The sequence below is a fragment of the Glaciibacter kafniensis genome (genome assembly GCF_039538945.1).
In the GTDB taxonomy this organism is placed as follows: Bacteria; Actinomycetota; Actinomycetes; order Actinomycetales; family Microbacteriaceae; genus Cryobacterium; species Cryobacterium kafniensis.
Genome location: NZ_BAABCN010000002.1, coordinates 1,016,056 through 1,029,559, shown reverse-complemented (window position 1 = coordinate 1,029,559; position 13,504 = coordinate 1,016,056). Strand labels below are relative to the sequence as shown.

Sequence of the window (13,504 nt, the reverse complement as noted above, 5' to 3'; positions counted from 1 at the left end):
CGCGCCGGTCGCGGTGTGTACTCGCCTCGTCGTGTACTCGCCTCGTCGTGCTACGCCATCGTCTCGTCGCGCACGGTTCCGCTGCGCGCCAGCAAGAACGGGATCAGGCCGTAGACGCCACCCAGGATGGCAAGGAGCGGCCAGCCGCCGATCTCAGGCACCGCATGTTCACCCGCGGCAACGGTCACCCCGACAGTTGCGAGCCAGATGCCGGCCACGATTGCGGCTACGCACCCAGACGCGAGGTAGATCGTCGGGCGGTTGGGGGCCGCACCAGCGGGGAGAGCAAGGGTCGCACCGATCGCCGCGCAGAGAGTCAGCATGAGCGCGACGGTGAGAAACAGCCAGGTCGGCATCGTCGACGCAACGCCATTGGCACCCCACTGGCGGGGAAGATCCTCGGGAAGCTTGTGGCGCCAAGCAAGAAACGTCGTGACCACAACGGTGAGCGGCACCCACACGAGAACCGCACCGATCACATCCCGAAGCCGGGCCCTAATTTGTCAGGCCCCTCGTGCCGCGGCGTCGCTGGGGCGTTTTCCGGTCGGGAGTGATCAACGGTGCATCTGATTCCGAGGTCGGAATGACAACTGGCATCACCACCGATGAGGAGTTACCTCCGCCCGACCCAGATTTCACGACGTCACAGAGGATCAGAGCCGCTGTCAAGACGCCCTGGCCGATGAGCCTCATGACAGTGGGCACTCGTCGGAAGAGCAAGCCGTTCTGACGTTTCACTGAGTTCCTTCATGCGGGCTCCGACGAATCGGCTGCGGGCGCCCGGTCGTCGAGTGAGCCGGCTTCAGCCCGGGGTATCTGCTGGCACGCGGTCGAACCCATTGCGGGGCATCGCAGTTCTGCAGCACGGCCCGATGAGAATCGCTGACGATCAAAACACCCAGCCCGGGAGCCGAAGGGCCTCGCTCAGGGTGTGCGTTGGCTGGTTCAACAGAGACTTCGTCGCTTCACTGCTCATTCTGAGCGTCTGAGGGAACGGGCGCCCGCCCGCGTTGACATACGACTTGAGCGAACCCGATGGGACTGTCGCAGCGTCGAGACCGAGACTCTCGGCCACGCGAGTCGCAACCTGGTGCGGTGAAAGCCATTCGGGTCCGACCGCATGGAACACGCCCTGCGCTCGAGTGCGGGCGATGTGCGCCAGTGTTCCCACCGCGTCGTCGCTGAAGGTTGGAGTGATGATTTGGTCGCTGAACATCGCTGAGATGCTGCCCGTTTTCAGCTGCGCTCCGATGCGGCGAACGATGTCGGTCTTGCGCTGGGAGTGCTGCTGGTAAGGAAACGACAAACGAGCGATTGCCCAGCCTCCGTCTGATTGCTTGATGAGGCCTTCAGCGAGGCTTTTGGTGACTCCGTACCAATCGCTTCGAGCATCACCGTCGTCACTCTCGAGGTAGGGGCCCGCTCGGTCTCCTTCGAACACATAGTCGGTGGACACCTGCACGAAGTGCTTTCCTGACCTCGCGCAGGCAGCGGCGAGGTTGCGGGCGCCATCGACATTAATCCGGAAACAGGGTGCATCGATGTCGTCGTGTTGCTGCCTGGCACCTGAGACGTCGGTATAGGCCGCCAGATTGATGATGACCGAGGCGCGCGTGCTGGCTACGGCGGCATCAACCGCTGACTGGTCGGTGATGTCCACCCCCAAAGAATCCCAGCCCAGCTCAGGGAACAGCTCTTTCGCCCGCCGACCGATCATTCCTGTCATGCCGGTGGCGGCGACAAGTGGCCATTCGAGGGTTGCATCATGCATGCGGTCAGTCTAGGTGTCGCATCGCGGCCCGCCGCGTGAGCGAAAGAGGACCTGCGCAACGGCTGCGGCGCCACCATGAAGGCATCGATGCTGTCCTCCCGTTCGAAAACGAAACCATGTCGCTCGTACAACTGCCGCGCGATCACCTGGACGCCGCCGAAGTCACGTCCGCCGCTTTCGTCGACAATCCTTCGTCTGAGTCAGCGGAGTCGTCGCGCACGCACCACGATGTCCTCGGTGTGGTGCGCTCCGGCACCGGCGGTCAGGTGCCGCGGCCGGGTCTCGTTGACCTCGATTCGCCAGCGGTCATCGAGCAGGGCAGCGACGGTGGCCGGGCTGACGTAGTCGTGAGGATCGAAGCCGTGGGCGCTGGCCTCCTCAGTGCGGGGAACGGGATGATGCACGATGAGGAGTACTCCGCCGGGCGCGACCGCATTCAGCAACGCGAACTCCGCGGCATTGTCATCGGTGCGCAGGAGTGCGGGATACTGCGCGGAGACCAGGTCGAAGCTGGCCGGCGGCAGCGCCGCCTCGATGAGGCCAGAGTGCAGCCAACGCACCCGCGCACCGAGCACTTCGGCCTGAAGGACGGCTCGGTCGAGTGCCACCTGAGAGACGTCCAACGCAGTGACATCCCAGCCGTGTTCTGCCAGCCACAGGGCATCCGCCCCCTCACCGCAGCCGACATCCAGTGCACGCCCTGCACGAAGTCCACGCGCCTCTGTGACCAGCGTCGCGTTGGGCTTCCCGCTCCACAGGTGCTCCCTGTCGGCGTAGCGCTGGTCCCACAGAGATTCGACCGTGCTCTGATCTTGAGGCGCGTGACGAGCGGATGCCGCGGCGGGGTCGGGCGGATCGTGACTGGTGCCAGCGGGGTCGGCGGCGGGGACGTCGTTGCTTCTGTACATCACCCCAGCATGCATCCGCGACGAATCCCTCGCCAAGAAAAGTTGCCGAACCGGCAACGGCCTGCCCGGTTAGATCCTGGTCAACCGCCCGTGGCAGCACTGCACGCCCGTGGGGATTGACTTCGATGACAACCGGTGAAACGGTCGAGGTATTGGGCGGCCAGGGATGCTGCTCGCATGAGTGCGCAGAGGGCGATCGGCTCGTGACTGGCACGGTCGGCTTGTCGCCTAGCGTCCGGAAGCCGCCGAGGGATGGGAGTGTGCGATGTCGACACATTCGAAGGCGTCATCGTCGTCTCGACACCAGGATCGATTGACGCCGAAGCGGCCCGCGTCTGCGCTGGCCGAGCGGTGGACCACAATCGATGGCGTTGACGTGTTCTATCGGGAATCTCCGGTGCCGCCGGATGCGCCGGCGATGATGCACGTGCACGGCTTCGGTCTCTCGGGGCGCTATCTCCTGCCGACGGCAGAATTGCTCGCCGACGAATTCCACACCCTCGTTCCCGACCTCCCCGGTTTTGGGCGGAGTGGTAAACCGACCGAACCCCTCGACATCCCCGGCCTCGCGCACGCCGCTGTCCGATTCCTCGACGACCGCGGAGTGGCCTCAGCCACCCTGGTCGGCAACTCGATGGGATGCCCGGTCATCTGCGAGTTCGCGTACCACCACCCCGATCGCATCGACCGCGCCATTCTCGTGTCACCAGCCGGCGGGCTGCACAACCAGCCGCTACGCCGGGCCGTCGGACAACTCGCCCGCGATGGCGGACGTGAACCCCCGAGCATGATCCGAGTGGCGACCCCCGACTACCTGCGATTCGGTGTTCCGAGCACGGTCAAGATGTTCCGGGCACTTACTCGCTACCCGTCGCTCCAGCGGCTGCTCGCCTTGGAGATCCCGACTCTCGTGGTGATCGGCAGCCGGGATCCGTTGATGCCGAGCCCAACTCGCGTCCGTGAGATTGCCCGCCAGACCGACAACCACGTGCTCGTCGTTCTGATTGAGGGGGCAGCGCACGCGATCAACTTCAGTCATCCGGGCGAACTCGCCCACGTCATCCGCTCATTCATGGCTGACCAGCCGATCGTCGATGACCCGGCCTCTCCAGGAAATTCGCGCACTGTGGAGGTGCACCGGGGCCGATTGCATCCGCCGGCGACGGGCCATGCCGGCGATCTTTGACACGGCGGGGGCTGACACTGCGGGCTGGCACCGCGGGCGGCGGATTGGAAGCGCGGGTTGGCACCGCGATCGATTCGACAGCCCCTGCCGGCACGAGCCCGATTGACGCCAGCGGCAGTGCTGCTCGGCCGAGGCGTGCGATTCAGACGATGGGCACGGCGGTGCCGCTCACGACGATGCCGCCCGCCGCCGGAATATCGACGGTCAGCAGACTCGGCCGACCGACGTGGCGTCCTTGGTGAATCAGCACGCGCGCTGGTGTGGCGAGCAGACCGGTCTCACGCAGGTAGCCGCCGAGCGACGCCGCGGCCGAGCCGGTCGCCGGGTCTTCGGTGATCGTGCCCACCGGAAAGACGTTTCGCGCCTCGAATTCGTGCTGACTGTTGAGGCCAGCATTGAACTCAGCCGGGGCATGCAGCACGCTGATCGTGCCCGCCCAGCCCTCGGCATCCATCATCCGTCGAGCGTCGACCGGATCGAACGTCAGCGCGTCGAAGGTGGCCAGGTCGCGCACGAAGACCAGCGGATGCCAGTTTCCGGCGTAGGCGGCGAGCAGCGGAAAACGTTCGTCGAGATCGGATTCGGCGAGACCAAGCAGCGCTAGCAATGCTGTCCGCACTGCAGGGTCAAGGGCCTTCACCTCCGGAACCACGCTGGTGAACGCTGCGACAATGTGTCCTGCTTCGGTGGACGTCTGAATGACGACAGCTCCGATCGGGGTGTCAAAGGTGAATCGTCCGGTGCCCGTGCGCTCGGCCAGTGCGATCGCCGTTGCGATGGTCGCGTGACCGCAGAACGGTACCTCGGCGCCGGGGGAGAAATAGCGGATGCTGCGGCGCGTCTCAGCTGTTGCGTCGGCCGTCGCCGTCGCCGTCGCCTTCGCCTTCGCCGTCGCCGTCGCCGTCGCCGTCGCCTTCGCCTTCGCCGTCGCCGTCGCCGTCGCCGTCGCCGGCTCATCGGTCGTCGTCGTTGCGATATCGGTCGTCGTTTCGGTCACGAATGCCGTTTCGGAGTACCCGATGTCGGCGGCAATGCGCTGCATTGCCGCATCGCTCAGCCCTGCGGCATCGAGCACGACTCCGGCTGGGTTTCCGCCGACATACCTTGCTTCGTCGGCGGATGCAGCGGGTGCGGGGAACGCGGTGTAGCGGAGAACGAGCGGAACGGCGGTAGAAGTTGAATTCACGCTGTCAACACTGCAGCCGCTCGCTGCACGTGACAAGCGACCAATTCGTGATCGGTGGACCGCGTCCCCGACCAGCCCGGTGGTTGAGCCTTCCGAGACCGGGTCGGTCGTCCTTGAGTCGTCCCACCCGTTGGTCGAGCGTGTCGAGGCCCCGCAAGCTGTTTTCGAGTCCTATCCATCCCGTCCAGCCCGATGGTCGTGCCCGTCGAGACCTCACCAGTCGGCCTCGACACCGGCCCTCACGTGCGTCAGCCGCCACCACTGTCCTCCACAGGCGAGTGGTCGAGAAGTTGCTCACGGATGCGCGCAATCTCGGGTTTGCGTCTTCCCCTTTTTCTAGTCTTGAAGTATGCAGAATCTCACCGATCAGCTCCGGCAGGCCGCCGTCGCGTCCGCGGACATCGGTGACGGTGCGGCCGGCTACGCAGCACTTAACGAGCTGGACTTGCTCGACTCCCAGAAACAAATTGCACGGATCCGTCGGAACTACGACACGCATGCGGCGTGGGTGGCCGGCGAGATCGCCCGGCGCTCCTCCCGCGCACTCGGCTTCTCCGGGCTGGCCCAACGCCACGGCTTCCTCACCCCGGAAGCGTTGATTCAATCGGAGACCGGCGGTACCCGGGCGGAGGCCGCGAAACTCGTCGCGGTCGGCACGCTGATGACCGACACCGAGGCTGCCGAAGAGCTCCAACAGGCCGACCCGGGTTCTCCGTTCGCCACCCTGCCCTGGCTGGCCGTCGTTGCCGGCGCGGTGCGCGCCGGCACCCTCTCGATCGATGCGGCGGAGGCGATCCGCAAGGGCCTGGGCGACATCGACCCGGGCGTGCCCGCCGAGAAGCTCGCCGCCGCCGCGCAGTTCCTGCTCGAAGAGGCCGCGTCCTTGAACGCGGACCAGTTGCTCCGCCGCGCCCGCCGCCTGCGCGACGAGCTCGACGCGGACGGCATCGCCCGGCGGGAGAAGACCCAGCGCGACGCCCGCAGCTTCCGGATCTGGCGTCAGGACGACGGGATGTACCGGGTGTCGGCGTTGCTGCCGCCGGAGGACGGCCGCCTCGTCGAGTTGATCGTCGACGGCGCCACCTCGCCCCGACGCGGCGGCCCCCGGTTCGTGGATGCGGCGACGCAGGCCCGCGCCGACGCCCTCCGCGATGACGAACGCACGACCGAGCAGATCGCCGCCGATGCGATCCTCGCCCTCTTGCAGCTGGGGGCGGAGGCGGACCCGAACACGGTGTTCTTCGGCCGCCGCCCGGCCGTGCGGATCCTCGTCACCGAACACGACCTCGCGCACACCATCCCCGATCCGGCCTTTCAGAACCTGTCCGGTCAGAACCCGGCCGGTCAGGACTTGGCGGGTCAGACACCGGTCGGTCAGGCGCTGACTCGTCCGACAGCGACCGGACCGTCGCCGACCGCAATGTCGCCGACCGGCCCCGATTCGACCGGCCTGGCCCCGCCCGGGCACGGCCAGATCGAGGGACACTCCGACCCGGTCTCGATGGACACCGTGAAACGGCTGCTCTGTTCCGGGTACACCGGCATCGAGTTCGACGACGACGGCCAATGCATCAACGTCGGCCGCGACCAACGCCTCTTCACCCAACGACAACGCACCGGTCTCGCCGCCCGCGACGGCGGCTGCCGCTGGCCCGGCTGCGACCGGCCCGCGTCCTGGTGCGAAGCACACCACATCGAGCATTGGAAAGCCGACCACGGCAAAACCGATATCGCCGACGGCATCCTGCTCTGCAAAGCCCACCACCTGCTACTCCACGACAACCACTGGCACGTGTTCCGCACCGGCGCCGACTACTGGCTCCTCCCACCCGTCACCGTCGATGCCGAGCAGACACCGCTCCCGATGCCGAGCAAGAGTCCGCTGATGCTGGAACGGTTCCCGCCGAAGCACCCGCCGAAGCATCCGTCGGCGCACCCGTCGGAACACCCGACAAGACTGACCGGCTGAACCCCGTTATCGGTTGAGCCTGTCGAGATCTCGCGACCGGGAATCGAGCTTCGGTGCCGCCGCGCGGCATGGTGGTGAACGAGTATCACCATCTCGTTGGTCGAGGAGCGAGCGCCAGCGAGCGTCTATTAGGTATATGGCCTTTTCGTTGATCGAGGAGCGCGCGAGCTTGCGAGCACGCGTCTCGAGATCTCGCGAGCCGATCCTTGAACTCGAGTTGCGTTCAAACATTGGCTCACGGGGTCTCGACCCGATCGCGGGCGGCCTCCTCGACCAACGAAATGGTCACATTCGTCCACCACCATGCCGCACAGCGGCCCCGAAGCTCGAGACCTCGTGAGCGAATGTTCAAACGCAACCCACGTCAAGAGATCGGCCTACCTGGTCCCGACAAGCTCGACCACCGGAATGGAGACCGGCCCACCCGGTCCCGACAGGCTCGACCAGCGGCACAATCACCGACAAGCGCGACCTTCCGGGCAGAACCTTGTTTCACATCACGCTGGCGAAGAATCCACGAGACACACTGTTAGGGCTTGAACCACTCACGCGCCGCAACGGTCAGCGCCGCGATCCCGGTATCGAGGGTCGGACGCATGACGGGAGCAAAATACGGTGAGTGATTCGACGGGATGTCCCGCTCCACAGTGCCCGCAGCAGTCGCGGCAGCAAACTGCTCAGGATCGTGTCCGCCGAGAATCCAATAGACCAGAGGCGCACCGACCGCGGTCGAGAGTTCACCGACATCTTCGCTTCCGGTCACCGCACCCGGGTCAAGCACGCGCTGGTCCCCAAACGCCTCACGGAACGCTCCGACAGTTCGGGCCGTGGCTGCCGGATCGTTGACCAGCACCGGAAATGACTCCTGCGCAATGAACTCGGGTTCGCGCTCGGCCCCGGAGGCCGCGGCCTCTGCCGTGACGATGCGGTGCACAGACGCAATGATCCGATCGCGAACAACGGTCGTCGTCGAACGGATGCTGAGCCCGAGCGTCGCCTCATCGGGGATGATGTTGTTCTTGGTGCCCGAGTGAATCTGCCCCACCGTCACCACCGCGGTGTCGCTGCCGGCAACATCCCGCGAGACGACGGTCTGCAGGCGCATGACCGCTGCTGCAGCCATCACAACCGGGTCGATGGTGGTTTCGGGGCGGGATCCGTGACCACCGCGACCGAAGAGTCGCACGAGCAACGAATCGGCCCCGGCAAAGGCCTCACCGGCATGAACGCCGAGCACGCCGGCCGGAACCGGAGCAACATGCTGGCCGAGCACGACATCCGGCACGGGAATGCGCTCGTACAAGCCGTCATCGACCATCGCCCGCGCACCGCCGCCCTGCTCCTCGGCCGGCTGGAAAAGCACGACCAGGGTACCCGACCAGTCGACGGCCTGGCGGAGAAGAATTTCGGCAGCCCCCAGCAGACACGTGACGTGAACGTCGTGCCCACAGGCGTGCATGACCGGAACGTCGTGGCCATCGAGATCGATTGCGTGTGCGGTGCTCGCATAGCTGAGCCCCGTCGCTTCCCGCACCGGAAGAGCATCCATGTCGGCTCTGAGCAACACGGTGCGGCCGGCACCGTTCTTCAGTACCCCGACAACGCCCGTGCCGCCGATCCCGGTGATGACGTCGTATCCCAAGGCTCTGAGGCGTTCAGCGACGATGCCGGCTGTGCGGTGTTCGGCGAACGACAGCTCCGGATGCGCGTGGAGATCCTGATAGACCGGCTCAAGCGAGGCCGCAACAGCCTCGACATCCGTCAGCAATGTCGTCATGTCACACGCCTTTCGCCCCCCAGAGGCAGTCGTCTTCGTCGTGCAACAGCCTAGGTGGCTGCCCGAAGCAGACGACGTTGCACTCGGTAGGCGTGTCGTGAGTATGTCACGCGACTGACCGGAGCGCGGTGCGTAGAGTGTCACCATGACTCAGCGACGCGCATTATTCGGGTGGAAGGTCACCCGACTTCTCTTTGCCTGTGGTGTGTTCGCGATCATGACCGGAGCGCTTCGGCTCGTGCTTGAGCAGTCGCCGGTCTATTTCTGGCTGATTCTGGCCGGGATCGCCCTGATGGCGCTTGCAACGCGGGGGCAATGGGACAGCCGGGCCAGCGGGCGCAACAGGTCGGTTCTGGGATTCCGTGCACGCCCAGCCGATGCATCGCCGAAAAAGGATTCACGCACATCCCGCTGACGCCGACTCGAAAGATCAGTACTGAGCGTCTGACCTCAGTTCCGTAAACTGATCGGGTGGCAGAGACACCGAAGACCAACGACTTTCACGACGCCGGATCGCTTGACGACGATGTGCACGCCGCCCAAGGCGAAGCGGCCCAGCTGACGACGCGCATTCTCGAGCTGCGCGAGGCGTACTACGAGAAGAGCGCCGCCATCGCCTCCGACGAGGAGTACGACGCGCTGATGCACCGGCTCGAAGAACTCGAGCGGCTCTTCCCTGAGCTGCAGAGCCAGGACAGCCCGACCCAAACTGTGGGCGGTCGCGCCCAGAGTCTATTCGACCCGGTGCAACACACCGAGCGGATGCTCAGCCTCGACAACGTGTTCAGCATCGAAGAGTTCGAGGCCTGGGCAGCCAAAGTCGAACGTGACGCCGGTCGCCCGGTGCACTACCTCTGTGAGCTCAAGATCGACGGTCTGGCGATCAACCTCCGCTACGAGAACGGCGTGCTGGTCACCGCGGCGACCCGTGGTGACGGCGTCGTCGGTGAAGATGTCACCGAGAACATCGCCCTCGTGCCGGGGATTCCGAAGCGGCTGTCCGGCAGCGGGCATCCGCCGCTCGTCGAGGTGCGTGGCGAGGTCTTCTTTCCCGTCGCCTCATTTCGCGAGCTCAACGCCGAGCAGGCCGCGGCCGGCGAACGCGTCTTCGCCAACCCGCGCAACGCCGCCAGCGGGTCGCTGCGCCAGAAGGCCGAGAAGAAGAACGCCGATCAGTTGCGCATCATGCACGCCAGACTCGGCCGACTGCGGATGCTTGTGCACGGTATCGGCGCCTGGGAGCGTCCTCCCGTTGACGCCCAGTCCGAGGTGTACGAGTTGTTGGCCACCTGGGGCCTACCCACCAGCACCCACTATCGCGTCAACTCAGCGGCTGCTGACGCTGCAGAGTTCATCGCCTATTTCGGTGAGCATCGGGGGAGTGTCGAGCATGAGATCGACGGCATTGTCATCAAGATCGACGAGCTCGCCTTACACGCCGAGCTCGGTGCGACCAGCCGCGCGCCGCGCTGGGCCATTGCGTACAAGTACCCACCGGAGCAGGTGAACACCAAACTTCTCGACATCATCGTCGGTGTCGGCCGCACCGGCCGGGCTACACCGTACGCCGTCATGGAGCCCGTGCGTGTCGCGGGCAGTGTCGTGCGTCAGGCCACGCTACACAATCAAGACGTGGTCAAGGCCAAGGGCGTTCTGCTCGGGGACGTCGTTGTTCTGCGCAAGGCGGGCGACGTCATTCCCGAGATTCTCGGTCCGGTGGTTGAGCTACGAGACGGCACTGAGCGCGAGTTCGTGATGCCGGAGTTCTGCCCGGAATGCGGCACACCGCTGCGGGCGATGAAAGAGGGCGACATCGACCTGCGCTGCCCGAACGCGAAGAACTGCCCTGCCCAAGTGCGCGGGCGCGTCGAGCATGCCGGCTCCCGGGGTGCGCTCGACGTTGAGGCGCTGGGCGAGGTGGCCGCAGCCGCGCTGACCCAGCCACTCGAGCCGGCCGAGCCTCCGCTGCACACCGAGGCTGGACTATTCACGCTGCGGGTCGAAGATCTTTTTCCGGTCACCGTGATCGTGAGGGACGCCGAGACGGGTCTGCCCAAGCTTGGCGAGAACGGCGAGCCGAAGACCGATACCCCTTTTCGCCGCAAACGCAAGAAGACCGGGAAGGATGCCGACCCGGCGTTCGATCCTGAGGCCGCCGTGTTCACGGGCGACGAAGACTCGGTGCCGTCGAAGAATGCGCTTGAGCTGCTCGCGAACCTCGAGCTCGCCAAGACCAAGCCGCTCTGGCGCATCATCGTCGCCCTGAGCATCCGCCATGTCGGTCCCGTCGCAGCACGTGCATTGGCCGGCCACTTCGGTTCGCTCGATGCAATACGCGCTGCCTCACGCGAGGAGCTGGCCGAAGTCGACGGGGTCGGCGGGATCATTGCCGATGCGGTGCTCGCGTGGTTCGACATCGACTGGCATCAGGACATCGTGGCCGAATGGGCGCGCGCCGGCGTGCAATTCGCGACCCCCGACCACCCAGGTCCTGGTGCGGCTGCGGCCGCCGGTGGGGTGCTCGCCGGACTCACTGTCGTGGCCACCGGCTCCCTCGAGGGATTCACCCGCGAGGGTGCGCAGGAGGCGATCATCGCGGCGGGCGGCAAATCCGCGTCGAGCGTGTCGAAAAACACCGACTTTGTTGCGGCCGGACCCGGAGCCGGTTCGAAACTGGCCAAGGCCGAGCAGCTCGGTGTTCGGGTGCTGGATGCCGACGGTTTTCGAATTCTGCTTGCTGCCGGTCCAGCTGGGCTGCCCGAGTTCGACTGATTATTCCTGCCCTCATATGCCCCCAGGACGGGGGGCTACAAATGTGGTTTAGGCCGGCCTTCCCTCAGTAGGCTGGGACCACCGGGCGTTCTGCCTGGGGTCGAGCCAATGGCGTGCTCGATGTGTACGAGGGGACGTACTCGAGTTTGCTGGTCAACGTGGCAGCTGTAGTTGCGGTCTCGCTGGCCTTCGGTGGAATGGTTGATGCGGGCTCGGGTTCTCGCATGCTCGAAAGCCCCGCGTCGATGTCCGTCGTGGCTGAGAATGTCGCGATGCAGACGGTCCTGACGGTCCCAACGCGTCAGCTTTCAGGCGATCTGCGTTCGATGGTCCCCACCGCGGCAGACGGCGTGCGTGGCACATCGTCTCGCGGCATGAGTGTCGGCAGCTCACCGGTCCTCCCCATCGTCTCTCCGCTAGTGCCCTCTCGTGCCGATCTCGGTACTGCCGCGCTGGGTACGACGACCGGTGCACGGCTGCTGAGCGAGTTGACACGTCTCGGCATGGCCGGCATCTCAGAGTTTCTGTCCGCCTACCCGTCGAAGATTGACGCGCTCCTCGCCTCTCCACCAGCTGCGGCCACGGTGAGCGGATGGTGGCGTGGCCTCGGCAACAGCGATCAGACGGCCTGGCTCTCCGCCGCACCGCGAGTTGTCGGAAACCTGGAGGGCATCCCGGTGAGCGAACGCAGCGTCGCGAATCTGCGGTACCTCAGCGAGACCGATGCAGACATCCGCCAACGTTTGGCCAGCGGCCACTCGCGAGGCGAGCAGACAGGCCTGACGCAGGAGCTCTCGATTCTTCGCCAGGTCAAGCTGGCTGTCGCAGAGGGGGCAGGGCATGCGGCCCGCTATCTCATGCAGCTCGATCCGGCCGACGGCGGCCGGGCCGTGGTGGTCATCGGCAACCCCGACACCGCAGATTTCGTGACCTACCTGGTTCCCGGCATGAACTACGGCGTGCAGGAGCAGCTCGTCAACTGGTCGGCCACGGCCGAAGCCCTCTATGCCGAGCAGAAACGCGTTCTGCGGGAACGCTCCGACCCGACCTTACCGGCCAAGCAGGTCGCCACAATTGCCTGGATCGGATACGAGACTCCCGACCTCTTCTCGGTCGGCGGGTTGGACCGTGCTGAGAACGGTGCCGATCAGCTGGAGCGTGCAATCAACGGACTCCGTGAGGTGCGTGGAGACGACCAGCCGTTCCTCAGTATCATCGGGCACTCGTATGGTTCGGTGCTGTCTCTCGTGGCATTGGCGCGCGGCACTCTCTCCGTCGACACGTTCACCATGGTGGGCTCGCCCGGCAGCGCCTCGCAATCGGCCTCCGACCTGAATGTCAATGGTGGTGAAGTGTTCGTGGGGGAGGCTGACTGGGATCCGGCGGTGAACAGCGGCTTCTTCGGCAGTGACCCCGGCGCCAGCTCGTACGGTGCACACCGCCTGGGTGTGTCGGGAAACCGCGATGCCCTGAGCGGCAAATGGCTGAAAGCCTCGTTCGGCCACAACGAATACTTCACCCCCGGAAGTGAATCGCTTCACAACATGGCGCTCATCGGAACCGGCTATGCGAAACAGGTCACTGGCCGCTCCGAATAGAATTGACGGATTCACTCGACGAACCCGTACGGAGACACATGTCTGAAATCACGGCCGAGCAGGTGGCCCATCTGGCGCACCTCGCCCGGATCGACCTCAGTCCAGAAGAGATCGCGAATCTCACCGCTGACCTTGGCCAGATTGTCGACTCCGTCGCAAAGGTGACAGCCGTCGCCACGCCCGACGTTCCGGCGACCAGCCACCCGATGCCACTGACCAACGTCTACCGCGAAGACGTCGTCGTTCCGTCGCTGACCGTCGAGCAGGCGCTCTCCGGTGCACCGGCGCGTGACGGCGACAAGTTCCGCGTGCCCGCGATCCTGGATGAGGAGTAACC

Annotated in this window: 11 protein-coding genes; 6 read left to right on the top strand and 5 right to left on the bottom strand. The window is 65.4% G+C overall.

The features are described 5' to 3' along the window. Positions 1-50 precede the first annotated feature (50 nt). The 3 genes from ABD791_RS05345 to ABD791_RS05335 all read right to left on the bottom strand — a co-directional run bounded on the left by ABD791_RS05345 (position 51) and on the right by ABD791_RS05335 (position 2,679). Positions 51-479: a hypothetical protein gene (locus ABD791_RS05345; RefSeq protein ID WP_345063048.1), complete on the bottom strand. Its 429-nt coding sequence runs from the start codon at positions 477-479 to the stop codon at positions 51-53. A gap of 410 nt (positions 480-889) precedes the next feature. After that, positions 890-1,771, bottom strand: coding sequence for an SDR family oxidoreductase (locus ABD791_RS05340; protein ID WP_345063046.1), 882 nt, complete (start codon positions 1,769-1,771; stop codon positions 890-892). 200 nt (positions 1,772-1,971) lie between these two features. Beyond that, positions 1,972-2,679, bottom strand: coding sequence for a class I SAM-dependent methyltransferase (locus ABD791_RS05335; RefSeq protein ID WP_345063043.1), 708 nt, complete (start codon positions 2,677-2,679; stop codon positions 1,972-1,974). A 265-nt stretch (positions 2,680-2,944) separates the two neighbouring features. Between ABD791_RS05335 and ABD791_RS05330 the strand changes: the two genes are divergently transcribed. Beyond that, a complete protein-coding gene (locus ABD791_RS05330) occupies positions 2,945-3,865 on the top strand; it encodes an alpha/beta fold hydrolase (protein WP_345063040.1) in 921 nt (306 codons plus the stop codon). A gap of 142 nt (positions 3,866-4,007) precedes the next feature. Here the strand turns inward: ABD791_RS05330 and ABD791_RS05325 are convergent, their stop codons facing one another. Next, entirely contained in the window at positions 4,008-5,051 is a 1,044-nt protein-coding gene (locus ABD791_RS05325; RefSeq protein WP_345063038.1) for a PhzF family phenazine biosynthesis protein, read from the bottom strand. 349 nt (positions 5,052-5,400) lie between these two features. Between ABD791_RS05325 and ABD791_RS05320 the strand changes: the two genes are divergently transcribed. Continuing rightward, positions 5,401-7,020 (top strand): HNH endonuclease signature motif containing protein, encoded by a 1,620-nt coding sequence (locus ABD791_RS05320; RefSeq protein WP_345063036.1) that lies wholly within the window; start codon positions 5,401-5,403, stop codon positions 7,018-7,020. 529 nt (positions 7,021-7,549) lie between these two features. Here ABD791_RS05320 and ABD791_RS05315 read toward each other — a convergent pair. Then, a complete protein-coding gene (locus ABD791_RS05315) occupies positions 7,550-8,797 on the bottom strand; it encodes an amidohydrolase (RefSeq protein WP_345063033.1) in 1,248 nt (415 codons plus the stop codon). Positions 8,798-8,942: 145 nt separating this feature from the next. On the opposite strand from ABD791_RS05315, the gene ABD791_RS05310 reads away from it, so the two are divergent. From ABD791_RS05310 to gatC, 4 genes are all read left to right on the top strand, one after another. After that, positions 8,943-9,212 carry a hypothetical protein gene (locus ABD791_RS05310; protein WP_345063031.1) on the top strand — a complete coding sequence of 90 codons (270 nt, stop codon included), beginning with the start codon at positions 8,943-8,945 and terminating at the stop codon, positions 9,210-9,212. Positions 9,213-9,268: 56 nt separating this feature from the next. Beyond that, a complete protein-coding gene (ligA, locus tag ABD791_RS05305; RefSeq protein ID WP_425562220.1) occupies positions 9,269-11,569 on the top strand; it encodes an NAD-dependent DNA ligase LigA in 2,301 nt (766 codons plus the stop codon). Between the two features lie 158 nt (positions 11,570-11,727). Next, positions 11,728-13,167: an alpha/beta hydrolase gene (locus ABD791_RS05300; protein WP_345063029.1), complete on the top strand. Its 1,440-nt coding sequence runs from the start codon at positions 11,728-11,730 to the stop codon at positions 13,165-13,167. A gap of 38 nt (positions 13,168-13,205) precedes the next feature. Next, positions 13,206-13,502 (top strand): Asp-tRNA(Asn)/Glu-tRNA(Gln) amidotransferase subunit GatC, encoded by a 297-nt coding sequence (gene gatC / locus ABD791_RS05295; RefSeq protein WP_345063026.1) that lies wholly within the window; start codon positions 13,206-13,208, stop codon positions 13,500-13,502. The last annotated feature ends 2 nt before the right edge of the window (positions 13,503-13,504 follow it).